We start from the raw sequence: 23965 nt of genomic DNA on the forward strand, positions 1-23965 counted from the left end.
ATCGTTAAACCAACACTTCACGGTCGATTTAAATCTTCGCCGCCGCCGCTTCATCCACAAACCAGGTCACCCGCTCATCTACGGTCAGGTCGATGAGTTGTGCCGGGTACCGTTCAATGTTGCGTTCGCCTTGTAAAACTTCATACAGGGCATCCGCTTTATTGGCGCCATACGCAATTACCGCCACCTTAGCGGCACGATTAATCAGCGGTACCGTCAGCGTAACGCGGTACATATCCTGGGCATGGAGGAAATAAGCAGCTACCCATTTGTCATATTCGTGGAGTACCCCGGTATTGGGGAACCACGATGCCGTATGGCCATCCGCACCCATGCCCAAGAACACCAGGTCAAAGTGGCCGCCGGCATGGAGATGGCTCCGCAACGTCTGCTCATAAGCATGCGCAAAATCGTCGGGCGATGTACCGTCTGCCCACATCGGGAAAATCTGCTCCTTTGGAATCGGAACATGGTCCAGCAGCGTTTCAAATGCCATCCGAGCATTGCTGCGCTCATCAGCTAACGGCACCCACCGTTCGTCGCCCCAGAAAACAAATACGCGATCCCACTGTACCTGGTCGCGATAGGCAGGGGAAGCCAGTAATTGATGAAGGCCTACAGGAGAGGATCCGCCAGTCAGGGCGACAGTAAAGCGACCGTTTTTTTCAATCGCTTCCCGCGCCGCCTGTATGAACAGTTGTGCAGCCTCTTCATTGAGCTGCTCCAAATCGTTGAATTTCTTTACCATGCTATTTTGCCTTTTGCTATTTGCTGTTTGCCTTTTGCTTTTTGCTTTTTTGCCCCGGTCGCCAAACCGGCCAACGGAAAAACAACCTAACAAAAAAACATTCCTGTTATGTATGCAGGTTCAGCGCCCAGATATGCCCTTGCCGGGCAATCAGCGCCTCGGCGCTTTCAGGCCCCCACGTGCCCGCCGCGTAATTGGGGAAATCCAATGAATCACGGCTTTCCCATGTTTCCAGTATCGGGGTAATGACATCCCATGCCTCTTCCACTTGGTCAGACCGCATATACAGCGTGGTATCTCCCCGCATGGCATCCAGCAGCAACGTTTCGTAGGCTTCCGGAGTTTGTGTGGAACACGTGTCGTAATCGAACACCATCTCCGCCGGGTTGAGGCTCATCTCCAGCCCTTGTTTCTTGGCCGTAAAGCGCAGCCGGATGTCCATCGTAGGCTGGATGTTGATGGTTAGCCGATTAGGCATCAGGTTGCCCGCCTGCGATGCGGAAAAAGTGGAATGCGGAACGGGCCGGAACTGGATGGTTATGGACGAGGTTTTTTCCTGCATCCGCTTGCCGGTACGCAGGTAGAACGGCACCCCCTGCCAACGCCAGTTATCGATAAATAATTGAACCGCCGCATAGGTTTCTACGTTAGACTTTGGGTCAACCCCGGGCTCTTCGCGGTAGCCCGGCACTTGTTTACCCCCTATCCACCCGGGGCCATACTGTCCCCGCACGGCATACTTGTGCACTTCTTCCGGTTTCAGGCGCCGTATTGCCCGCATCACATCCACCTTCCGGTTCCGTATCTCTTCGGCTTGGAAGGAAATAGGCGGTTCCATGGCCACCATACACAGTACCTGCAACAGGTGGTTCTGTATCATGTCACGCAGGGCGCCCGAATTTTCAAAATAGCTGCCCCGATCTTCCACGCCGACCTGTTCGGCCACGGTAATCTGGATGTAATCGATGTAATTGCGGTTCCACAACGGCTCAAACAGGGCATTCGCAAAACGGAACGCTAAGATGTTCTGTACCGTTTCCTTACCCAAGTAATGGTCAATGCGGTAAATCTGCTCCTCCTGGAATGTCCGCCCCAAAAGTTCGTTAAGCGCTACGGCGGTCTCCTTGTTGTAACCGAAGGGCTTCTCAACGACAATCCGGTCTGCCTCCGGCACATCGGCAAGCTTGTACTTGCTGATATTCAGGGTTGCCGACTCAATGAATTGCGGTGCGATCGACAGGTAAAACAACCGGTTGGCCCTTACGCCCCACTCCTTGTCAAACGCGTCGAGCTTTTCCCCCAACCCTTGGTAGGCAGCGGGATCATTGATGTTCGACTCAAAATACGAAATGGTTGTCTTGAATTGGTCCCATTGCTTCTCGTCTGGCTTCCCCTTCCGGGAAAACTCCGCCAATCCGTCATGCAGGTGCGCCCGATAGGTATCGTCTTCGAGCTTGGTACGCCCCAGCCCGATGATGGCAAATTTATCGGGCATCCACCCATCGATATAGAGGTTGTAAAACGCCGGGATTAATTTTCTTTTGGTGAGGTCGCCCGTACCACCGAAGATAACGATAATGGTGGGCGCCAGCTTTTTATTTGACTTCATGTTGATTTAAATACACCTTTGTTCTTACTAATTATCCGTTTGGCCATCTTCCCGCGGCTTCAGTTGCCCTTCCAATGCAATGACTTTCTGTAGGCGCCGTTCAAAGCGCTCGCCGCCATCATATTCCGCTTGCAGAAAAGCCGTAGCCAATTCCCAAACCAACATGGGCCCAATCACCCGTCCGCCCAGGCAAAGCAAGTTCATGTCGTCGTGCTCTACCCCTTGGCGGGCTGAATAGGTCTCGGTAATCAACGCCGCCCGTACACCCGGAATCTTGTTGGCCGCCACTGATACCCCCACACCGCTGCCGCATACCGCAATTCCGCGGGATACTTCCTTGCTGGCCACAGCTAGCGCCAAGGGCACAATGATATCCGGGTAGTCGTCTGCCGGGTCGTATGTCTTTGCACCATAATCGCACACCTCATACCCCGCCTCAATCAGCTTGGCCATCAGTTGTTCTTTCTGTTCGAAACCGGCGTGATCTGCTGCAATACCTACTTTCATCATCAACGGGTAAAATGTAACCTGCCCATGGCATCTTGATGCCTTGCCAAACAGGCGATGAAGATAGCCAAAAAATCAATTTTTGATAGCAAATATGCCGTTTAATTTTGAAAATGATTGTACCGTGTCATTTTTTCTAGACAGCCACTGCCGAATAAATCATACATAATTTTCTTAGGTATATCAGAAAATCATATATTTGTGGCATGAGTTCGGCGAAGCTATTGAAAGGCACGCTCCAGACCATCATCCTGAAGCTGCTGGAAGACCACGACAAAATGTACGGCTATGAAATCACCCAAAAGGTGAAACAGCTGAGCAATGGCGAGTTCAAACTGACAGAAGGCGCATTGTACCCCGCACTGCATAAGCTCGAAGCAGACGGCCTCCTCGAAACGAGCACCGAATTGGTGGATGGCCGGGTACGTAAATACTATGCGTTGTCTACCGAAGGGAAAGGCGAGGTCAAAGAGAAAATGAGCGAAGCTGCCGTATTTATCGAGAAATTGCAGCAAGTGTTGAACCTTAAACCAGCCGTATCATGAAACTCACTTCCCAGCAACTCGATTACATCAAAGGGTTCATCAGCAAGCGGGGGTTCACCGCGCTCGACCTCCAGATGGAAATCATCGACCATGTAGCCTGCCGGGTTGAAGACCTGCGTTCTGAAAATCCGGCGCTACCCTTCGAAGACGCTGTGGCACAGACGCACCGCGAGTTCGGTATATTCGGGTTCGCCACACTCGAAGAAGCGATGATGAAGTCACTGACGCAAAAATATCGCAATCAGTTCGCACTCGAATTCAAGCGGTGGTTTTCATTCCCAACCATCATCCTTGTAGCGGGGTTTGCCTTCCTGTTATTTCAGCTCTTCTTCATGGTGGCCACCAACTGGTTGATCGGTATTTTCGGCTTCACGTACCTGGTACTGGCCGTCGGTGTAACGGCGTACCAATTTAAACTGAAGCGGCGGTACCGAAAAATGATGATCATACAGGTGACCAATAGTTTTGCTTTCCTGCCGACCATCCTCCTTCAATTTGGAGGCGGCCTTTCGGAAATCCCCCAATCCGACGCCCCCCTTTGGCTTCAGGCCAGCCTGTTTACGGCGATCATCCTGTTGTTCTCCTTTCTATTCGCTTCGTTTTTTCGGGTCTCCCGTTTCGCCATCAGGCAGTGTCAGGAGTTTGAGCAGCGTTATCCTACGGTAATGGGCGGTGAGACATAACGCGTTACCGATTCCAATATACGCACGTCTCTTATACTGTTATGTGGGAAACGATTCCTGCGTATAACCATATGCTTACGCTATCTATGGCCGGCGATAGTGGTACGGAATTCACTAAAAGAGGTCGACAAATATGAGAGGAAATTGCAAGGAGAGCAATTCTCCTTGTAATATATACACGAGATAGCACCGGTGTTCGAACGCGGCCCTTGTCGCACTGAAAACCGTGGCTTCCTGGCATGTTCTACCGTAGGTTACCTCGTGTTGCTCTTATGCTGGCCGTAGTTACTTCTTCACCCAGCCCATCAATGCCTTGCTACGTTCGGCGAGCCAGTCGAATCCGGTAGCACCCTCGGGCTTAGCGAATAACTTGGAGCCCAGACCCACCGCACTTACGCCGACGCCGAACCAGCTTGAGATACTGTCTTCTGTGGGGTTTACTCCCCCCGTAGGCATGAACCGCATGGTTGGGAACAACGGCTTGATGGATTTGAGGAATCCGGCACCCAGCGTGTCTCCGGGGAATAGCTTCACCAACGGTGCACCCAAGTCCTCGGCCATGCTGATTTCGGTAGGCGTCATGCAGCCCGGTACCCAAAGGATGCCTTGCTTCAGGGTTACCGCCGCTATTTCCGGCTTCACCACGGGGCTCACGATAAATTCGGCCCCCATTTCGATGTAGGTTGAGGCTACCGCAGCCGTTTTGATGGTACCGATACCCAGCAGCAGCTCGGGCCAATGCTCCCGTTGGTGCGCCAACAACTTCGAAAAGTTTTCCGGAGCCCGCTCACCACGGTTCACAAACTCAAAAACCCGGATCCCACCCGCATAACAGGCATTTACCACGTCTATGCAGGTTTGGATATCATCGTTATAATAAACCGGTAGTACCGGATATTTCAATATGTGGTCAAGTGTATTCTTCATTTTTTTGCCATTTGCTTTTTGCTGTTTGCTTTTTTGCATACTACCGGGGCGCACCATTTGAAGCGCAGTCTACGGTCCGCTCCGCTACAAATCCCCGTTACCGAAATCCCCTTTTACAAACAGTTTCTTGAACCCGGCAGCGGTTGCGGTATCTACAATCCCCCGCTCGTCCTTATCCGATACCAGTGCGTAGATCAGTCCTGCCATGAAGGCATCGCCACTGCCGATGCGGTCTACTACATTATTGGTTTCCTGTATGGCCGACATAAAATCGCCTCCACGCGTATGATACGTACCATACAGCAAGTTATGGGTGGCCGAATCCATAAAGCGGAAGGTATATGCCAGGTGTTTACATTGCGGCAATCGTTCAAAAACTTCGCGTGCCGATTCCTTGGCATGCTCGAAATATGTCTCGGGCGGCGTATCGCGGCCCAGTGTCTCGAGTACCGTTGTTCCCAACATCTTGTTCGCCGCCCAGATATTGCCCATTACCACATCACAATAGGTGAGCAACTCCGGCATTACCTCCATCGGCAGCTTGCCATAGTCCCACAGTTTATTCCGATAGTTGAGGTCTACGGACACCACCAGTCCCTTACGGCGCGCCGCTTCCAACGCTTCTTTACATACCGCCGCGAGCGACCCGTTAAGAGCCGGCGTGAGCGCGCTCCAATGGAACCACGTATAGCCGTCGAGCACATGGTCCCAATCGATGGTCCCCGGTTGCAGTTGACTGAATGCCGAATATTTCCGGTCGTACACCACCTCGCCTTTGGTAAGTCCATTTGCTGATAGCAGGAAGTACAGCCCAAGCCTATCCCCTTCCAACAGTGTGGGAGATATGTCCACGCCGAGTTCCGTCAAGACAGCCAGCGCCTGTGATGCAAGTTCATTGTCGGGCATGCGGCTTAGGTAGCTGCACGGCACACCCCATTGCGCCAGCGACGCGACCACATTAGCCTCGGAACCGGCCGGAAAAACAACCACGGGGCTATCTTTCGCCAAAAATGAGGACCCGGTCGAACTGAGCCGCAGCATCAGCTCGCCAAAAGAAAGTATACGATGTTTACTCATGGGATGCTAAAGTAGCATTTAAAGTATGAAACCGGAAACGCAACACGTGAAATCCACCACACAATCTACGCATACGTTTTCGTTACGTTTCGTCGTCAGCCTGGTACTGGCCAACAAACTCTTGGTAAGGGTCATTGGGAAACAACACCGCATTGCCGTTGTGTCGGAAAGGTATGTCGGGGTTGAACAGCTCTTCCAGCGTACGGCGCAGAAATTCCACGAACCGGGCCTTGGCATCTTCCAGCGCCACCCCTTCAACCACAAATCCGCTGCGCCCCCCCATGTAAAACAGCGAACCTTCGTTACGGAGTTTCCGGGCCACGTAGAGGTTTGGCTCCACGTCGTGGGTACCGGTTACCTGTTCATACAACAGCGTATAAAACAGGGTTTGTATCATCGCCTTGTTGCTCTTGGCCGATGCCGGTGCAAACAACGTATCGTAACCGCTGAACTTCAGTTCGTCGCGCCCCGTTTTATAATCCACGATACGTGTTTTCCCCGCAACCACATCCACCCGATCGATGATGCCATACAGGCAGACGGTCTTCGTTTCGCCCCCCACGGTTATCGGGAACTCCATGGCATAATCGCGTTCATTTTCCAGTTCCATGATGTGCAACGGAGCCACCTCACTTGCATCGTGGCGCAGGTACACCGCCGCATACTCCGTGGCGATCTTCAGCAGGATGCGGTGTACGCTGTTGGGTGTTACCTTCCTGCCGGCCGGCACCTTCAGTTCCTTGGCAAGTGCCTCGAGGCATAGTTGCGGCAGTTGGGATAGCTGTTGCCTGATGTGGGCGGCTTCGATGGTTTCGTGCTGGGCACGCAGCCGCTCGTATACCGTTTGCATGGTGCTGTGCACCACTGAGCCCAGCTTGTTCAGTTCAAACTCTTCCGAGAGCTTCGGAGGTTCCTTGATTTCGGCAATGTACTTCAGGAAGAACAATAACGGCGACTGCAAGTAGGTAGTGAGGCCCGAGGCCGACAGCCGCAGGCGGTCGGCCGCATCCACCGCTAGATAGCGTTGCATCTGTTGCCACACGGCGCCCGTCTTGGCTACCGAAAGCGGCGTGGGCGGCGAGGCGGTACGCACTTGCTGCCACTGCACGCGCCGGCGCCACGTCAATCGGCTTTCGAAACCCAGCTGCCGCACGAATCGGCTCAGTTCGCCGCTGTTGCGCTCATCGACCACCCGGTTGTACACCACGGTGACCCGCTCGGGCAGCTGCAGCAGGCGGTAGAAGAGGTAGGCCGACAGCGCGTCCTGGTTTTCGAGTACCGGAAGGCCATGTGCCCGCCGGATGGAATCGGGGATAAACGTGGGGGCGGCGGTGATTTTTGGCAATGCACCCTCGTTGGCACCGATAATGAACACCTCATCGAAGTCGAGGCAACGGCTTTCCAGTAGCCCCATGATCTGGATGCCATTCAACGGCTCGCCTTCAATCGGTGCGCTGACGCCCTGAAGCACCTTCCGGATGAGCGAGCAGGCGAAGCCTACCGAGAGGCTGGGCTGGCCGGCAAGCCCCTGATGCAATAGGTTCACCGCCTTTTTGGTCGCCATTAGGAGAGCCGCCTCGATATGCTGCAATGCCCCGTCGCGCTGGCGTTGTTCCAGCACCCCTTCGAGCAGCCCGTGCAGCGCCTCGAGCAATGCGCCGCTGCTCTTCCGCTCGGCAAAGAAGGCGGGGTAGCTACCCGAGTTGAGCAACAACCCTTCGGCTGGCACCTCCAGCCACTGGTTTGCATGGATATGCTGTTGGATATTCCGCCGTTCTTCTTCGGCCACGCCCCCCACGGGGTGGGTTAAAACCGCCTCCACATCAAGGTGATGCACGGTAGCACCACCGTGGGTGGCATAGTACTGTTGGACACGCAGCCACAGGTCGATGAAACCGAAGAGTGTCGACTGCGCCAGGGGGTAACCTACCGTCACGTTGAAGTCGGCCCCCTCCGGTAGGCTCTGCAACAGCGGTATCAGTAGGCTCTCGTCCGCCAGGATGATGGCTGTACGGGTCGGCGAAGCCGTGTCCGCAGTCGCGGTGGGCAATAATGTGGACAGCATCTTGGCCTGGGCCACCGCCCCCGAGGCGGCGATCACATCCACCCGGTCCGTTTTCACAGCCAGTACGGAGGGGAAGTCGCCCAAGGCATTTCTCAGTCCGTGCTGGCCAATATTCTTGCGTAGGAAAAGCCCGGCCTCCTGCAAGCCATCATCCACGTAATAGCTGTCTCCATCAAAATAGAAAAGGGCTTTACCGGCTTCCTGCCATTGGCTGAATAGTTTTGCCTCGCAGCGGCTGAGGGCATTGAAGCCAACAAATGCCATCTTTTTATAGGCATCGATAAACCCGGGGTTGGCCGCACGTCCTTCTGCGAGGTCGCGGTAGGTCATGGCCGGTGTGGTGAGTCCCTGCTCGGCCAATGCCACTTTAAACTGCCGGTATAACCGCGGCAGGCGCCCCCATAGTTGCAGGAACTTCTGCTGTATGGCCGTCTGTTTCCCTACGGAAAACGATTCCCAAAATTGCCGCATGAAACGCTGCTGTTCGGCGGATAGATGGGGAAACCGCTGCTGGAGCAGGGCGATGTCACGCAGCTCGGCATACACCTCGCCTGGATCCACGAGATCATAGTCCAGCTGGGCAAAATCGGCAAGGATGGTTTCCGCAAGCGGGTAAAACTCGTCCGGTGTTTCTTCGGGCAGGCCTTCTTCGCGCAATAGCCCGTTGTGCAACCGGTGCAGTGTGAAAAACTGGGCAAGCACGTTGCTTTGCGGCAGTGGCGATGACTGGGCAAAAAACTCCTGTACGGTAAAAAACGCAGGGCTCCACAACGGCTTGCCGGCAAGGTCGGCCAGGTGTTTGCGCAGGAACACGCCAGGTCGCTTATTGGTCAGCACCACCGCCACGTCTTTCAGGTCGTCGCCAAAGCGCGACAATAGGTCCGCTGCTACTTGCCGGAGAAACGGGCTGGTCATCATACGGCAACCACTTTATTCAACATTCCATAATAGACGTATCCTTTTACGTTTGGCATGCCCAGCTGGCGCAGCACCAGCTGGTAGTCGGCCACCTGCTTGCGGTGCGCATCGTCCTCCTGCTGGGTGAATTTGAAATCGAGCACGATGGTCTCATCGTCGCTTACGAGAATTTTGTCCGGGCGCAGGGCGTGGCCGTTGGGCAGGATCACGCTCCGTTCGTTCCAATGTTGGTAGTCGCCTCCGAACCATGCCTGCAACTGCGGATGTTCCCATGTGGCAAGGGCGAGCGCCCGCAATTCCCCCCGCTCTTCGTCCTGTACCAGTCCCTGCGCGTGCAGGCTGTCCAGCGCGATGTCCAATCCGTCTATGTTGGTAACGGTAGCCATCAACTCATGGAGGAGCTGTCCGTGGCGCCGTGCCGCTTCACGCCGCACCAAATCCAGTTCGGCATGCATTTCTGGCCGCACCAACACTGCTTTCAGCCTATCTGATGTAGGGTACCGATCAAACGAGAAATTTCCTTCCGGGCTTTCCACGCTGTCGGGACGCTCCGCAATGGGTTCGCCGAAACGTATACCCTGGTCAAACACCACCCCCAATTCGCCTGCATGGTGCTGCAGCACCTCCAGCAGCAGATCGCCCGCCACCAGCGAGCTGACCTCGTCTGCCCCCTTTATACCGGGTGCTGTTATGTATAGGTGTTTGCGTGTACGGGTAGTGGCTACATATAGCGTATTGAGCGCATCCATGTAGTTGAAAAGCATTTCCTCAAAGTAGGCCTTATATAAAGAGGATTTGCCGAGGTCAACCTTGTATTTTACCGGGGTCTTGTCCAATAAAGCATAGGGTGTGTCGGCAGTGTCCACCCAGAAATTGCTATTCGGCTTGCCGTCTATCGCCCACGCACAAAAGGGAATCATCACCACATCGAACGCCAGCCCTTTCGATTTGTGCACCGTAATCACTTCCACGGCATCCGCATCGGCGCTGGCGGGCAGCGCCTTGTCGATGCCTTCCTCCTCCCAGTAGGTCAGGAACGCCGGTATACCGCGTTCGCCACCCGCTGCAAACCCGGCTATGATATCGCGGAATGCAAAGATATAGGGTAAGTGCTGGGGCAGCGCATGCAGCCCGTAGGCACCAATCAGCGTTTCGATCAGTTCGACCAGCGGCAGCTGCGTCCATGCCGTGTGCTGCTGGCAGAGCGGCGCGGGCAGCAGACCTGCCAGCCGCCCCAGGCCACCCCCGCAGATGTGCAGCCAATCATCGGCTGCTATAGATGTGCCATGTAGTTGGTTGTACAGCAGCACGCAGTTGGCCCGGTACAGCGCCGCCTCGGCCACGCCACCCACCAATGCCCGCAGCGTATCCACCAACAGCCGTATCGCGGGACTATTGGCCAGCGTCAACGCTTCCCCTGAGATCACATCAAAAGAAACACCGGTTTCGCGCTGCCGGTCCAGCAGGTGCTGGATAACCTCCCGGGCCTCGTTGTTGGTACGCACGAGGACACCCACCTGGCCGGGCGTATAGGTCCCTGCCCCCATCCATCCCAGCAGCGTATCGGCCATGCGGGCCAGTGCATCTTCCTTCACGGCACTCGGGCGGTGGCTGTTGTTGGCCACCTCGATGAAGTCTACTTGCACCGCACCGCCCGCCCTGTCGGCATGCGGGGGCAATCGCTGGCTGCTATCGTGGTAGGCGCGGATGATGGTATCGTGGTTGCCGGAAGGTATCCACCACTGTTCGTACGGCACTTCGCCCAATTCGTCTAAAACACGGTCGTTCAAACGGCGTTGCAGCCATGCCGGCGCATGTTCAAAAATAAGGTTATTGAAAGCCACGATGCGCTCATGGCTGCGGTAGTTGGTATCCAGTGTTTCCTGTTGCACCAACGAAGCCGTGTCGGCCGCGTTGAATGCTTGGCCGATCTGCCGTTCGGCACGGTCGAGCAGGATGCGCCAATCGCCGCTGCGCCAGCGGTAAATGCTTTGCTTCACATCGCCCACGATGAGGTGTTCACTCCGCCTACCGGTAGCATTGCCCATGGCGTTTACCAGCAGCGGCCGCAGGTTATCCCATTGCCGCCGCGAGGTATCCTGGAACTCATCGAAAAGGAAATGCCGGAAACGGTTGCCTGTTTTTTCCCAGATAAATGTCGGATCGCCCGATTCATTGGTGCCGATATTGCTTAGCAGGATCTGTGCATCGCTGATGAGTTGCGCGGCATTGTCGTGCCGCCATTCGGCCAGCAGCGCACTCATTTCCTTGAGCAGGCGCAGGTAATACAGGTTTTCGTCGATCGCCTTAGCGAGGTAGTAATCGGGGGACTGCTCCACATACACGTTCCGCAACTGCTCGAGCAGCGGGTTCAGCACGTCGTAAAGTGCCGCCACACGGCCATCCAATCCACCCTTTTGCCATTCGTCGGGCTTATGGATGTACTTATCCAGTTTCTTGATCGTATCTGCGGGATCTTCCGCCGAAAACCGGTCCAGCTTGCCGAGGTAGTTGCGCGATTTCCCAAGCAGGTCGGCCACCTCCACGCCCGAATCGCTAAAGGCTCCGGCGGCCTCTTTCAGCAACTGTGCAAAGGTCTCTTCGACCTGCTTGATGGCCGTTTTGCAATACCGATCCAGGTTGGTGAAGAGTTCCTGCCCCGGAATCGGGGATATGGCCTTGTCGAAGTCCTGGAAATCCTCCTTGAATATCTCCGAGGCCAGCTCGCCCAGCGCCCAGCGGTAATTCCAGTTTTCATCACGGTCAATCTTGGCCTGTGCATAGTCCATGATCCATTGCAACAGGTCGGGCCGCTCATCGAGCATCCGGTTGAGGCGCAGCACCAGATCGGCCTTCACCTTGCGGATATTCATCTCCAGTTTATACCCGGCATCGATACCCAGTTCAAACGTAAAGCCACGGATTACCTTTTGGGTGAACCCGTCGATGGTACTCACGGTAAACCGGCTATAGTCGTGCAAAATCTTACGATAGGTCTCCGCAGCCCGTTGCTGCAGTGCCGCGGCATCCCATTGCGGGTAGGCTGCCAGCAATACCTCGCGGTACCCCCGAGCACTGTCTTTCGTACTGCCATCGCCCGTAGCCAGTGCTTCGAGCACTTCCAGTATGCGACCTTTCATTTCGGCCGTCGCTTTGTTCGTGAAAGTGATGGCCAGTATTTCGCGGTACTTATGCTCGCCTGCAAACAAGAGCGTTAGGTACTGTGCTGTCAGGCTGAAGGTCTTTCCTGACCCGGCGGACGCTTTGAGTATCTTTAATGGAGGAACGGCGGGCATAACTGTGTTTTCAGGGGTGAAGATAGGTATTTTTTTGATCAACATACCGTATACCGCATAGGGGACCTACGGCACCGCAATTTATCTCAACCGGTTAAATGATTATCCGCTGCACCGGAGCCACGGATCAATCCAAGCAGGGTGTCTACCGCAACCGCAGCAAATTCCCGGTCATTGATATGGTGGGGCACCTCCGCCACCTTTACACTCGGATCCACATGCTCACGTATGGATTTGAACAACACGCGGTTGACTGGCGGAGCATGAAAAAGCCCCCCTTCAGCATCCAATTGGGACAGTCCATGCAGCGGGAGCAATACAACCGTCCCTTTGGGCAAGGCGTTTGCTTTCAGCGCAAACTGCTCCCCAAGCTGTATGTTCTCGGCCTCGTCGGTACGCATCAGCGTCACATCCGGCGCCCAGCTGTAGAGGAATCGGTCGCGGTACTGCGCAGGTACACTTTCCATGGTCCCGAAGTTGACCATGTCCATGCATCCGGGTACGATTACCTGCGGGATACCCTGTTTGGCTGCAGCAGTCATCCGGTGCGGTCCGGCGCTGCATACCCCCCCACATAGTTCGTCTGCCAGCTCGGTGGTGGTGATATCCAGTACGCCGTCGAAGTATCTGCCAGCGATCAGCGACTCCATGGTGCGCCCGCCGGCGCCGTTGGCATGGAACGAAAAGACCTCGTAGCCCAGCCCACGCAGCAACGTCGTGCATGCATTGACGCAGGCCGTCGTATTGCCAAACATACTGATCGCGATCCGCCCCTTGGTTTCCGCATGATCCGCCTCGGCTGTCTGACGGCCCCGCACCATCCCGCAGATGGCGGATGCCGCATGTCCGATAGTGATGCGACTGATGCTGTTGATCCCGCCGATATCCACCACCGAAGGGAACAGCGCAATATCGGCACTGCCAACCTGCATACTCAAGTCCCGGGTAGCCACCGTACTTAAGCACACTTTGGGTATCCCGAAAGGAACGGCCTGCATGGCCGTCAACGCGATGTGGGTGCCGCCGCCACCGCCCATCCCGATAACCCCGGCCACGTGGTCGCCCCCAAAAAGTCGCTTCATCACCATGGCCGCGCCGCGTCCCATCTCCTCCACGGCAACACCGCGGTCGCCCAGCGAACGCAGCTCATCCAGCGTACGACCAGCGGCAGCAGCTACGTCTGCCGCCTCGATATCGACCGGGAAAAGCGACGTCGTCCCTTTGACACCCACATTGATGCTGAAAACCGGTTGCCCCTGCGTAATGATCCGTTCCCTGAGCAATGAAAAATCCTCTCCCTTGGTATCGAAACATCCTAACATCACGATAGTCCCGCTATCTACGCCCATCGCACCCATAGTTATACCACAAAGTCAAAAACAATTGCACGTTCCAGACAGGGCACAACCACTTCTCTCGCCTGTCAATGGAGGGGGCGCGGGAGGTAGGCATCCATACCAGTTCCTTCATCGTACGCAAGCATTCCTCAATCGTCGAGTCGCTGATTCCCTTCTTAAATATCAAAACACCAAAATGTCTGACCATAATTTATTGCTTAATTTGATTTATACCATTTGAGTCTGTCTTTAATACCAACCCACCGAACGGATCGATATCGCCGAATCCCAATTGCCGTTGCCTTATGGCCTAGAAACAAAAATAAACAATAAAACCACATCGGGATAACCGGTAAACGCTCTAACCAGTAATTATTTGCCCCCCACATAACTGCCGGGTTTCACAAAAGCACGGACGAAGACAGGTATTTTTCGGGCAAAAAAAAGATCTCCAAACGGGGAGAATGGAGACCTTTACTAACCAATTATAAACCTAAATTATGATGACACAAAGATAGTGTATTTATAACACTATGCAAACTTTTTTTTATTTTTTTTCAATTCGTGTCAATGATCAATCCAGTTGACTGTAGCCCCTCGGAAATGGCCGAGGTCTGGTTATGCTTTCACCCCCCATTTACCTCGTTAATCAAGCTAAAAAACGGGTAGTCAACTTGAACCAATACACGCTTGTGCTCTCCGATATTCGTTAAGAGCACGGTAAATAAGTGGTCAATAGCGACGCGGCGAATATCCTTAAGTAGTTTCTGGTTGCTCATCCTCTCTAACGCCAATAAAAAATCGTCAAAAGTACCATTTCCAGTTGTTTTTTTAAACTTTAATGGGACAGCAATGTATATGTTTTACTTCTCAACCGCTCCAAAATTTACACATGATATATTTCAGGCCTCCTTTTCAACTCTACAGTTGTTGATAAGTTAAGCTGAAAACACCTATTCCATGAACGTATAAAGATGCAATAGTGGATTGCTGTTAATAGATACATTTTCATCTATTTTTTTAAGATAGTCAGGCAGTTTTTCCCAAACATCATCATTCTTTTTATAAATTTCCATCTGCATTTTAAATTGATCAGAAGGATAAACAATAATTAGGTTATTATCATCCCCATCATGGGCAAAATAATTGTAAAATGCCATACGATCATCGTCATTAGGCATCGCACTAAACACTTTTGTTTTTTTTGAGGCTTTAGAGTATATTGCTATACTCGCGCCCTGAAAACTAAAAGTAATATAATCTTTACTTTCTCTAAAATTAGATGCTCCATAAACATATTTGTTTTCCTTAGCATATTTACAATACCATCTTATCGTCGCTAGCATTTACTTGAACAATCGGTTCCACATTCTTCTCCCGGATAAGATAAGGTGGCCTACGCCGTGCTTCCACCAACGTGCGTCCGAGGTACTCGCCCATCACTCCCATGAGTAGGAATTGAATACCTGCTATAAAAAGAATACTGGCAATGATAGATGTCCAACCCGCAACCGTGTTGTCCGTAAAAAGATGCATATAAAGTGCGTAAAAGCCGTAGCAGAACGACAAGCCGGCAAACACCGCACCGATAGCCATCGAGAGCCGTAGCGGCGCTATGCTGCCGGAAACAAACGCCTTAATTGACAGAGAAATCAATTTGATAGTGGAATACCGGCTTTCTCCTTGGTACCGTTCGCCCACGCTGAATGTTACACTTGCCTGTCTATACCCCATCCAGGGAATAAGCGCCTTAACATACAGACCGCTTTCAGTGAACCCTGCAAGGGCCTGCACCACCTTCCTGTCGAGCAAGCGAAAATCAGGAGCATGGGGAATAATGGTCTGTTCCGTAAACTTGTTGACCAGCCGGTAAAATAATCCCGAAGCCACCCGCTTTCCAAACGGCAACGGCGCACCTGAAACCTTACGGATACCATTGACCACGTCATATCCTTCTTTCCATTTGTCCAGCAGCGCTGGTATCGATTCGGGCGGATGTTGCAAATCGGCATCCATGCATACCACGCAATCCGCAAACCCCGCATGATCATACCCCGCCTTCAAGGCCATCTGCTGGCCGAAGTTGCGCGAAAGGCTGATGTACTGTACACTCGAATTATCGCAGGCGAGTTGCTTGAGTGCCGCAAGTGTGTTATCGATACTGCCATCGTCCACAAACAGTAGTGTATAATCATACTGGCTCACCACCGGTAGCAACCTGGAATAACAGGCTGCGATATTACCTTCCTCATTGTGGCAGGGAATAACTACGGCCAATTTGGTATGGTCTAATGTATCGTTCATCAGTTCGCATCATTAAAATCCACTAAACTCCGGTTTGCAAATATGAACCTCGAAACCACTATGTAATTCACGACAGAAACCGTGAGCATAGCACATAGCTTCGCGAAATAAAAATTAAACTCGGCTATTTGGTTTAATAGATACAGTAGGCCCGTACCGCTAACTAGCGCAAAAAATGCCAAGGCAAAAAAAGCCGTAAATTTCCATTGCACCTTGCCCCGATCCCCAAACACCCACATCCGATTCAGTTGGAAATTACAGGTGGTAGCTACCAACCAACCGGTACCGTGTGACACATACGGATGTAAACCCAGTGTAGAAATGGCAAGACCAGTTACCAAGAAGTCAATCCCAAAACAAGTGAGCCCCGAAAGATAGTATTTAATAATCTGAAATAGACGTGAGCAAATACACATAACAAGCCAACTTTTTTACAAACACTTTAGTTAATCGAAAGGTCATGTTTAAAATTCAATTTAACGAGCCTTCCGAGCCTTGCTTCTCCCAATTATCTCATCAATCAGATTAAAAAACTGGTAGTCAACTTGAACCAATACACGCTTGTGCTCTCCGTTATTCGTTAAGAGCATAGCAAATAAACGGTCAATAGCGACGCGGCGAATATCCTTAAGTAGTTTTTGGTTGCTCATCCTCTCTAACGCCAATAAAAAATCGTCAAAAGTACCATTTCCAGTTGTCGGCTTATCCGCTCTTAAATTGACCAACTGGAAAAAATGATCCATTTCAGAAATCGGCTTTGGTCTGAACGGAAAACCCGTTGACCATAATGATCTGTAAATCCAATCGAAGGCATCAGCTCCCGACGGAAAGTTATGTTCATTGATTATATGTCGGTAGCTCAGGTATTGGAAAATAAATGCATGGATATATAGCTCCTCTTCATCGTAAGTATCAGCCAAAAGAGGGTATATTTCTTCCCATGCTGGCAACCAATTCTTTATTTGGTTTTCTCTTTCGAGCCCTTTAAATCGATATAACGAGCCTACTCCACTATAACGCAAACTCTGTATCGCGGTTGGATGCAACGGCACATTGCCCTGAACAGCAACAAGATTTGGATCAAAGGACTCATATACGTCTCTCAATTCGTCAAACAATCCGGTCAAATGGGAACTAACAAGGTACTTTTTACCTGTGTCTACACATACAAATCTCAAAGATGTTCCATCGCGTAATAGCGCCTCACTAATTAACACCGAATCGGATCCATGTACGATCCGATACGTGTCAACTGAACTTTCCCCAGCCACATAGCCTTCGTTATCGCCGTTCGGTTCTCCGCTAATCACATTAGGCAGTATCTTGGCAATTGATTTTAGGTGCACAAATCCAACTTGTGCAAAAATGGTATCATACGTATTAAGTGCATCCTTAATGGCACGAAGAAGCGCCAAATCACGTTGGGTTTGAATAACCGAAAAACCTTCCTTAAACAATGGGTGTTGGCGAACCCGCTGCATCTGTTCCGAAAAATTATTTGGGGGGTAAGCTGACTGAAATAGTTCCCCATAATACCTTTTGTACAAATCATAATAGTATGATGGATTCTTCTGCAACGGGCTTGCTGTCAATCCGTGATAATCCATCATTGACGCCCGAAGTGCATAAAACTCCTCATAGTTTGCGAAGGAGCTCCAATTGGAATAATATTCTGTATCGTAAAGAGACATCAGCAACAAAACTGCTTGTTCCGCTGAAAATTTCTCTTTCACCTGCGCGAAAATCTCCTCCCAGTCATCGCTCCAACAATGCACAGGCACACCATGGGCAGCCCCCCAGAAATTACAATAGCTCGCATCGCCCCCTCGAGCAGCATCTTCCCTGTTAGCGTCGATTGGTGTGTAGGATTCGACTAAAACTAATTGGGGTTGAAAATGCGACAACAGACTATCCAACCGAACAAACATTTCGTTATTGGGTACCTTGATACCATGATCTGTCCCGCAGACAACGACCGTTTTCCCGTTATCGGTAAACACTTCATATCCGGTACTCTCCAACGATGTGGAATCTAAGCGAGACCAAAACTGCATTAAGTCTGCTTCTATCTCCGCTGACCGCTGGGCTGTTACACCAATGGAATACGTTATTAGAAGACCGCAAACTATTATTTTAATCACTTTGGAAAACAGAAACTGCAAAATACTTTTTTTGTATAAACTCCAAATACTTCAATGTTGCCATCTGATTTTCTTTCTTGGGAACGAATATATCATAAGCCTTATACCTTCCAGGTAAAAGGATGAAAAGATATGGCGTATTCATCTTGTCTAAATTCGTTATCAAACTGTGCTCCGGGATTTCAAACACTTCAAATCTAATATTATTTAGTCGCTGCCAAACCCATAAATCCCTTTCATTTTTATAACTTGCAAATAGTTTTATGTTGTTACCCCCAATTTCTTCCGCAATTTTTTTTATTCCCACTAAAACTGAATCAATACACACATTGCAGTGTATATCTGCATACCTAAAAATTAACCTAACAGAATCATTTGCCAAAATAATATCTGATAATTTAATTTCTTTACCCTCCTTTTTTATCAGAACATCATTAATTACGTCCTCTGACTTAACTAATTGAATTGAAATCGGACCAGTGCTTTCACTAACATGATAGTCGCTAGATTCAACCTTTTTCCTAGTTTCGCTACCGCAGCAAGAAAACACCACGACAATAAGTATCCTAGAAATCAAATTAAGTATTCCTGACATTAAATTAAAATTAGAAAATACAATTGAAAATACAATTAATCGGATTCTTTATCACAAACAAAGAGATAATACTCGAATTCATTTGAGGTTCAACACTAATAATATCGGGTTATCAATATCCCTTAACTTTTCACCAACATCAGCCAGGATATTGTTTGACGTATCTCTTTCTCTGCTCAATTGATCATCTAGCCAATGTATAACTGCTGTACTCTCCATATAAAATATTAAGCAACCATCGTTTGTTAAAAACCAATTGTAAGGTAAAATAACATCCAATCCCGAAAAACCGAGAAAATCTGAGTTTATCAGTTCTCGCTTTAAACGTTTGTTCCACACAAACACGTGTGATCTGTCAGCATACCAGTACCTAAAAATTAAATACTTTTCCGTTTCTCCAAACCCACCATAGTAGAATGCATAATTTCTTTCAGAAGCATCATCGATTTTACTTATTATGGACGAATCATAGGAGTAACCAGCTGGAATTGGAGATTCCTTGAACTTGAGAAGTTGAGACGGTTGTAACTCGTCTAATTTAGGATCGAAGCTGAAAACGGTATCGTTAAATGGTTCAATAATTTTTATAGGAGAATTATCTGACCCAACAAAAAACTGATCTCCAAAAAAGAATCGATTACAATCTTCTAATTTTTCATCATACTTTAAATAGCCTTTTTCGAATCTATTGCGATCTAAACTCCATTGTATCAATTTAAAATTCCCAAATGCTGTGGGTACGTTTGCATTATAAAATAGAGCTTTATTTTCACCAAAAGGCACAAATTCATATTTTGAAAATGACGCGACTCCCACATCTTTAATGTATTTGCCATCTAAAGTATACTTCACTATTTTAGAAAGCACATCGTCAAAAACCATTATAGTATTATTCAAAACTCTAACATCACCGATAGAAATAAATTCTCCTGGTCCCCTCCCTGAAGTACTGATATTTGATATAAATTTTCCTGTTTTAGAGAAAATAACAATCCGTTTCGCATTAAATTTATCAACGACAACAATTCTATCATTTTCATAAAACAATCTATCTATACTTCCAATTAGACTTTTATTAGACGTTTCTAAGGGTATAATATCGAAAAATTTAATCAAAGTATCAATCAGTTGAATCGGCTTTATGTTACTGTTATCCACGTAAATATTCTCAATCAATCCCATATTATATGGTAATGAAGTATTTTGTCGACATGCGGATACAAGCAATCCCAGAATCACAAAAACAAGTTTAAATAAAAACTTACTCACAACTTTGAATTTCTTAATAGACTGAACACGGGAAGCACTAATACTCAAGGTTACTGGAACCCATCTTAAAAAAATGGGTCCCAGCCCTTAAAAGACATTTGTCCGTCTTACCCCCCAGAGCCTCCTGGATTGCTACACTCATGGATCATTAACATAACCCCGTCGCAGTCTTTCTCACCACAGCTAGCGTTCCCTCCTCCCGTACATGTTGTCTTCCTCCTTTGGGTTTCTTCAATAGTAGTTTTAGTTGTCGTACTGCCAGAGCTAGATGTCGTAGTAGTTGTTCTTTTTCCCATGTTCCATGTTGCACTACCGCCGTAAATGGGGTTACCATCCGCTCCTAAAGTATACGAACCTGATAGCGAAGGCAGCCAACCATTACCACTAGTTGTGGAAGTAGTAGGCGCTCCCGAACCGCTTGTTATTTCTGTCGTAATCTTAAAACCTGACTGACACGACACTTCGCCACTAGTCCAACAATTTGAGCTTCCACTCCCCCCCCCAGTTCCACTACCTCCAGTACCGGTACCTCCAGTTTGCCCTATTACATTCTGACTAAAAAAAGTGGTTTTGCCATCCAAATTCGTTCGGATGTTCAGCATGAAAGCAGCCACGAAAACGACCGCGGCAATAATTCGAATTAGTTTTAACCTGTTTTTTTTCATGATTATAAGATTTAAAAATTTATAAAAAAGACCATTCATATGTTACTTCCATTGTAATGCATACAACCAGCTAAATATCGAAAGGTATAGAACATAGCATATTATAACGACACGAAAATCAAGTTTGAGTCTAAACAGCTCTATCTTCTTCTGTATAAATGCGTAATAGGACACGATAAAAAAAAGACCAACACTTCCAAAATATAAATATCTATCAGCTACTAAGCCGTTTCGTGCCATCGGCACCACATGTAGAGCCAACGACAGATTTATTGTCAGGAAGCCTAATCCAAAAAACAAACTCCTAAAACCACGTTTCCAAGCATACCCCAGTAGTAACGCTAAGCTCGCAATCGCTGGAGGATAAAGCCAATAAATCACCGGCATAGGTTCTCCTGTTTTCATGGGAAAAGAATATATATAATTGAGTTTTATTGGAAGCAGCCCTTTAAAAATGTATTCAGTAAACGCATAACATGACAATACAATCCGTTGCCACAACGGATAATATTCGTTTATTAACCGATTGGAGAAACCGCTATTCTGGGCTTCCAAGGTCACCACCCCCATAATCAAAGCCAATAAAAACAAGGGGATTACCGACATCCAATAACGATAAGACCAAACAAATTTTCCGGTGTACCAATCCACAAGTATCAAACTTGCGGGTAGTATCGCAGCCTGTTCTTTACTCCCAAAAGCAAGTAAATAAAACAGGATAACTATTAAGTAGTCAAACGCGCGTCCAGAAGATCGATAGGTCACATAAAAGGAAAGCGCGTAAAGAGAAAAAAAAGTATACAGTAGATTTTTCGACGCTGAAATCCAAGCTATTGACTCTACCTGAACGGGATGTATCGCAAAGAGGAAAGCAGTAAACATGCCTACCAATCCTATATTTTCCACGTCTAAGCGCATATTATCGTTAGTTACCGAGGCGCGAGCGATCAAAATCCTCTGAACAAGCACAAAAACCATTATGGTATTCACGATATGTAAAACCAAACTGAACAAATGGAACCAAAACGGATCCATCCCAAAAATTTTGGCTATTATGGAATAAAACACCGTGTTTATAGGTGAATATTGACCATTGTAAAAGGTTGAAAAACAAAAAATAATGTTTTGCCAGTCTAAACTTTGTACAAATGGATTATTATAAACCATCCAGTCATCGTCACCACTCCTTTGAGAAAAGCCGTTAAATAATACTGGGTATAACACAACACAGGCGCTAATCACCAAAAACATGCAATATTTTTGTCTTTTTGATTTTATTAACAACCTATGGCAGGTGACACGCATCGCTAAAGTTTATTGGTATTCTTACAATGTTACAAACACTATAGCACGTTGACAAGACCTGTCATGCACCGTTTCATATCATGTCCGTTTGGTTTGGTATTCCCATGGTTTGGTTCCATATTTCGATTTCCCTATCTACCTATATTGGGGTAGTATCTTCAAAATCAACACTTAGCCCATTATCGATCAAACCTTCTAACTCCCGCTTTTTGACGGTATAATGAATGCGTTTACCGTTTGCTAACTCCACTTCTCTATCCTTGTAATGTACATGGGTTAAACAGTGCACATTAACTAGCGCAGATTGGCTAATTCGGATGATATATGCAACTTCAATATCTTTATGCACTTGTGTCAACGATTTGCATGCCGTCAACACGGCTCCTTGGCGGGTTTGGATCTGCACATATGAACCATCTGCCTCGCAAGATATAATGTCGCTACAAGAAACAACCGTGGCCTTTTTTAGCGTTTTGATGAATATTTTTTTATTATTCATAGCTCATCAAATTGAAACCGAATGTTTTCCCCTTCCTCAAAATCATACAACGTCAGCTGCCTCAGGGTATAATACAGCTCCCAATACGTCCGCACGGCGCTGATGTAACCATTGCTGGCACTGTCCTTTTGTGCCTGTGCGGCGTTCAGGTCATTGATGGTTATCATGCCCCGCAGGAACCGCTCGATCTCGAGGTCGTAATTTCGCACCGCAATCTCGCGCGTTTCCTGCGCCACAGCCAATTGCTGGCGATGCAGGTTCCAGCGGGCGGTATGCAGCGCAATCTCCTGCTCCAATTGCATTTCGCGTTGCTCAATCTGGCTTTCCACCATCGCCAGGTTCGCCTCGGCACGTAACCGCTGGGTCTTCGCCAGCCCCCAATCCAAAATAGGCACCGAAAACCCGACCAGCACATGCTGCTGGTTTTCCATCTGGTTGAACAGGCTCGGGAAAGTCGGAGCGGTGTTGGAAAGCCCAAAATTGGCCTGTACGCTAAACTTAAGTCCATTTTGTGCGCGTGCCTCGGCCACGTGCTGCTCGGCCTCCAGCCGCTGCAACCGGAAATCGATGACCTGCTGGCTATTGGTCTGCGCGTGCGCCAAGGCTTGGTCCATGGGAATATCCGTGAACCGTACGTCCTCCGGCACGGCCAGCTGCCAGCTTTGGCCAGTAGGCAACAGCAGGTAACGCGCGAAGCGCTGCCGCGCCAACACGGCATCCACACTGTCTTTCGTTACCTGGTTTTGTGCATTCAACACATTCAACCGAAGTTGCAGCAACTCGCTTTGCGCCACAGTACCCAGCTTGAACCGTTCCTGCGCAATACCGTGCAGCGTATCCGCTTTGGCCAGGTTTTGCAATGAGAGTTCCTGCCGCGCCTGCGCGGCCAGCATATCGAAGTAATGGCTCACCGTCTGCTCCCCGATTTCTTCCATCCGGGTAACGAGCGTGCGGTCGGCCGACTCAAACCGCAACGGCTCAATCTGCTTCTGCCACTTGAACGGGTTGTAGCCGATGGCATTCTGGTAATACGAGATGGAAGCCGGCACCGACGAATACCGGATTTGGCGGTTGTTGCCGAACACGTCGATGCGATTGAGCGACGAGCTCACCGACACCACCCCCCCGGTAAGGGCCACGTTCTGCCGGATGCCCAGGTTCAACGTGCTGTACGCTTGGTTTTGCAACACAAACGTATCCTCGCCCGTAGGGAGCGTGATCTTACTGATGGCGCGGCTGTAATTGGGTATGGTGCCATCGAGGTAGAGCATCGGCCTGAACGAGGCCATATAATTCCGGTAGCTCCATACACTGCTCTGGTAGCTGTTTACCGCTACTTTGTATTCAAACGAGTGCTGCTGCGCCAGCCGGACGGCTTCTTGCAACGTAATCGTACGCTCCTGTGCCGAGAGGTGGCTGCTCAGCACGAATAAGAAAACAACACACTGGAAAACGGATTTCATCATCATATACGA

19 protein-coding genes are annotated in these 23965 nt (G+C 49.6%); 2 read left to right on the forward strand and 17 right to left on the reverse strand.

Going from position 1 to position 23965, the window contains the following annotated elements; all coding sequences use genetic code 11:
• Positions 1–28: 28 nt before the first annotated feature.
• From pgl to ACEVG1_RS16030, 3 genes are all read right to left on the reverse strand, one after another.
• Positions 29–748 (reverse strand): 6-phosphogluconolactonase, encoded by a 720-nt coding sequence (gene pgl, locus ACEVG1_RS16020; RefSeq protein WP_374744727.1) that lies wholly within the window; start codon positions 746–748, stop codon positions 29–31.
• 106 nt (positions 749–854) lie between these two features.
• A complete protein-coding gene (gene zwf, locus ACEVG1_RS16025) occupies positions 855–2357 on the reverse strand; it encodes a glucose-6-phosphate dehydrogenase (protein ID WP_374744728.1) in 1503 nt (500 codons plus the stop codon).
• Between the two features lie 27 nt (positions 2358–2384).
• Positions 2385–2867, reverse strand: coding sequence for an RpiB/LacA/LacB family sugar-phosphate isomerase (locus tag ACEVG1_RS16030; protein ID WP_374744729.1), 483 nt, complete (start codon positions 2865–2867; stop codon positions 2385–2387).
• 203 nt (positions 2868–3070) lie between these two features.
• On the opposite strand from ACEVG1_RS16030, the gene ACEVG1_RS16035 reads away from it, so the two are divergent.
• Positions 3071–3409, forward strand: a complete 339-nt coding sequence (locus ACEVG1_RS16035; protein WP_374744730.1) for a PadR family transcriptional regulator — start codon at positions 3071–3073, stop codon at positions 3407–3409.
• Positions 3406–4092 carry a hypothetical protein gene (locus tag ACEVG1_RS16040; protein ID WP_374744731.1) on the forward strand — a complete coding sequence of 229 codons (687 nt, stop codon included), beginning with the start codon at positions 3406–3408 and terminating at the stop codon, positions 4090–4092. The genes ACEVG1_RS16035 and ACEVG1_RS16040 overlap by 4 nt, the downstream gene beginning before the upstream one ends.
• A 285-nt stretch (positions 4093–4377) precedes the next feature.
• Here ACEVG1_RS16040 and ACEVG1_RS16045 read toward each other — a convergent pair whose 3' ends face one another.
• The 14 genes from ACEVG1_RS16045 to ACEVG1_RS16110 form a co-directional block, all read right to left on the reverse strand.
• Positions 4378–5019, reverse strand: a complete 642-nt coding sequence (locus ACEVG1_RS16045) for a bifunctional 4-hydroxy-2-oxoglutarate aldolase/2-dehydro-3-deoxy-phosphogluconate aldolase (RefSeq protein WP_374744732.1) — start codon at positions 5017–5019, stop codon at positions 4378–4380.
• An 84-nt stretch (positions 5020–5103) separates the two neighbouring features.
• Positions 5104–6096, reverse strand: coding sequence for a PfkB family carbohydrate kinase (locus ACEVG1_RS16050; RefSeq protein WP_374744733.1), 993 nt, complete (start codon positions 6094–6096; stop codon positions 5104–5106).
• Positions 6097–6178: 82 nt separating this feature from the next.
• The gene (locus ACEVG1_RS16055) at positions 6179–9079 is read right to left on the reverse strand and encodes a PD-(D/E)XK nuclease family protein (RefSeq protein ID WP_374744734.1); all 2901 of its coding nucleotides are present in this window, start codon (positions 9077–9079) and stop codon (positions 6179–6181) included.
• Positions 9076–12420: a UvrD-helicase domain-containing protein gene (locus ACEVG1_RS16060; RefSeq protein ID WP_374744735.1), complete on the reverse strand. Its 3345-nt coding sequence runs from the start codon at positions 12418–12420 to the stop codon at positions 9076–9078. Before ACEVG1_RS16060 ends, ACEVG1_RS16055 begins: the two co-directional genes overlap by 4 nt.
• Positions 12421–12461: 41 nt before the next feature.
• On the reverse strand, positions 12462–13724 hold the full coding sequence (locus tag ACEVG1_RS16065) for a Tm-1-like ATP-binding domain-containing protein (protein WP_374744736.1): 1263 nt from the start codon (positions 13722–13724) through the stop codon (positions 12462–12464).
• A gap of 941 nt (positions 13725–14665) precedes the next feature.
• Positions 14666–15058, reverse strand: a complete 393-nt coding sequence (locus ACEVG1_RS16070; RefSeq protein ID WP_374744737.1) for a hypothetical protein — start codon at positions 15056–15058, stop codon at positions 14666–14668.
• Positions 15030–16016 (reverse strand): glycosyltransferase family 2 protein, encoded by a 987-nt coding sequence (locus tag ACEVG1_RS16075; protein ID WP_374744738.1) that lies wholly within the window; start codon positions 16014–16016, stop codon positions 15030–15032. The genes ACEVG1_RS16070 and ACEVG1_RS16075 overlap by 29 nt, the downstream gene beginning before the upstream one ends.
• Positions 16016–16432, reverse strand: coding sequence for a GtrA family protein (locus ACEVG1_RS16080; protein WP_374744739.1), 417 nt, complete (start codon positions 16430–16432; stop codon positions 16016–16018). The genes ACEVG1_RS16075 and ACEVG1_RS16080 overlap by 1 nt, the downstream gene beginning before the upstream one ends.
• 60 nt (positions 16433–16492) lie before the next feature.
• Positions 16493–18037, reverse strand: coding sequence for a hypothetical protein (locus ACEVG1_RS16085; RefSeq protein WP_374744740.1), 1545 nt, complete (start codon positions 18035–18037; stop codon positions 16493–16495).
• 112 nt (positions 18038–18149) lie between these two features.
• Positions 18150–18752 carry a hypothetical protein gene (locus tag ACEVG1_RS16090; protein ID WP_374744741.1) on the reverse strand — a complete coding sequence of 201 codons (603 nt, stop codon included), beginning with the start codon at positions 18750–18752 and terminating at the stop codon, positions 18150–18152.
• Positions 18753–18830: 78 nt separating this feature from the next.
• On the reverse strand, positions 18831–20021 hold the full coding sequence (locus tag ACEVG1_RS16095; RefSeq protein ID WP_374744742.1) for a 6-bladed beta-propeller: 1191 nt from the start codon (positions 20019–20021) through the stop codon (positions 18831–18833).
• 707 nt (positions 20022–20728) lie between these two features.
• Entirely contained in the window at positions 20729–21991 is a 1263-nt protein-coding gene (locus ACEVG1_RS16100) for a hypothetical protein (RefSeq protein WP_374744743.1), read from the reverse strand.
• Positions 21992–22130: 139 nt separating this feature from the next.
• The gene (locus ACEVG1_RS16105; protein ID WP_374744744.1) at positions 22131–22490 is read right to left on the reverse strand and encodes a LytTR family transcriptional regulator DNA-binding domain-containing protein; all 360 of its coding nucleotides are present in this window, start codon (positions 22488–22490) and stop codon (positions 22131–22133) included.
• Complete coding sequence (locus tag ACEVG1_RS16110; protein ID WP_374744745.1) at positions 22487–23959, reverse strand: TolC family protein; 1473 nt, start codon at positions 23957–23959, stop codon at positions 22487–22489. Before ACEVG1_RS16110 ends, ACEVG1_RS16105 begins: the two co-directional genes overlap by 4 nt.
• Between the last annotated feature and the right edge of the window lie 6 nt (positions 23960–23965).

The organism is Parapedobacter sp. 2B3 (assembly GCF_041925275.1).
Classification (GTDB): domain Bacteria; phylum Bacteroidota; class Bacteroidia; order Sphingobacteriales; family Sphingobacteriaceae; genus Parapedobacter; species Parapedobacter pyrenivorans_A.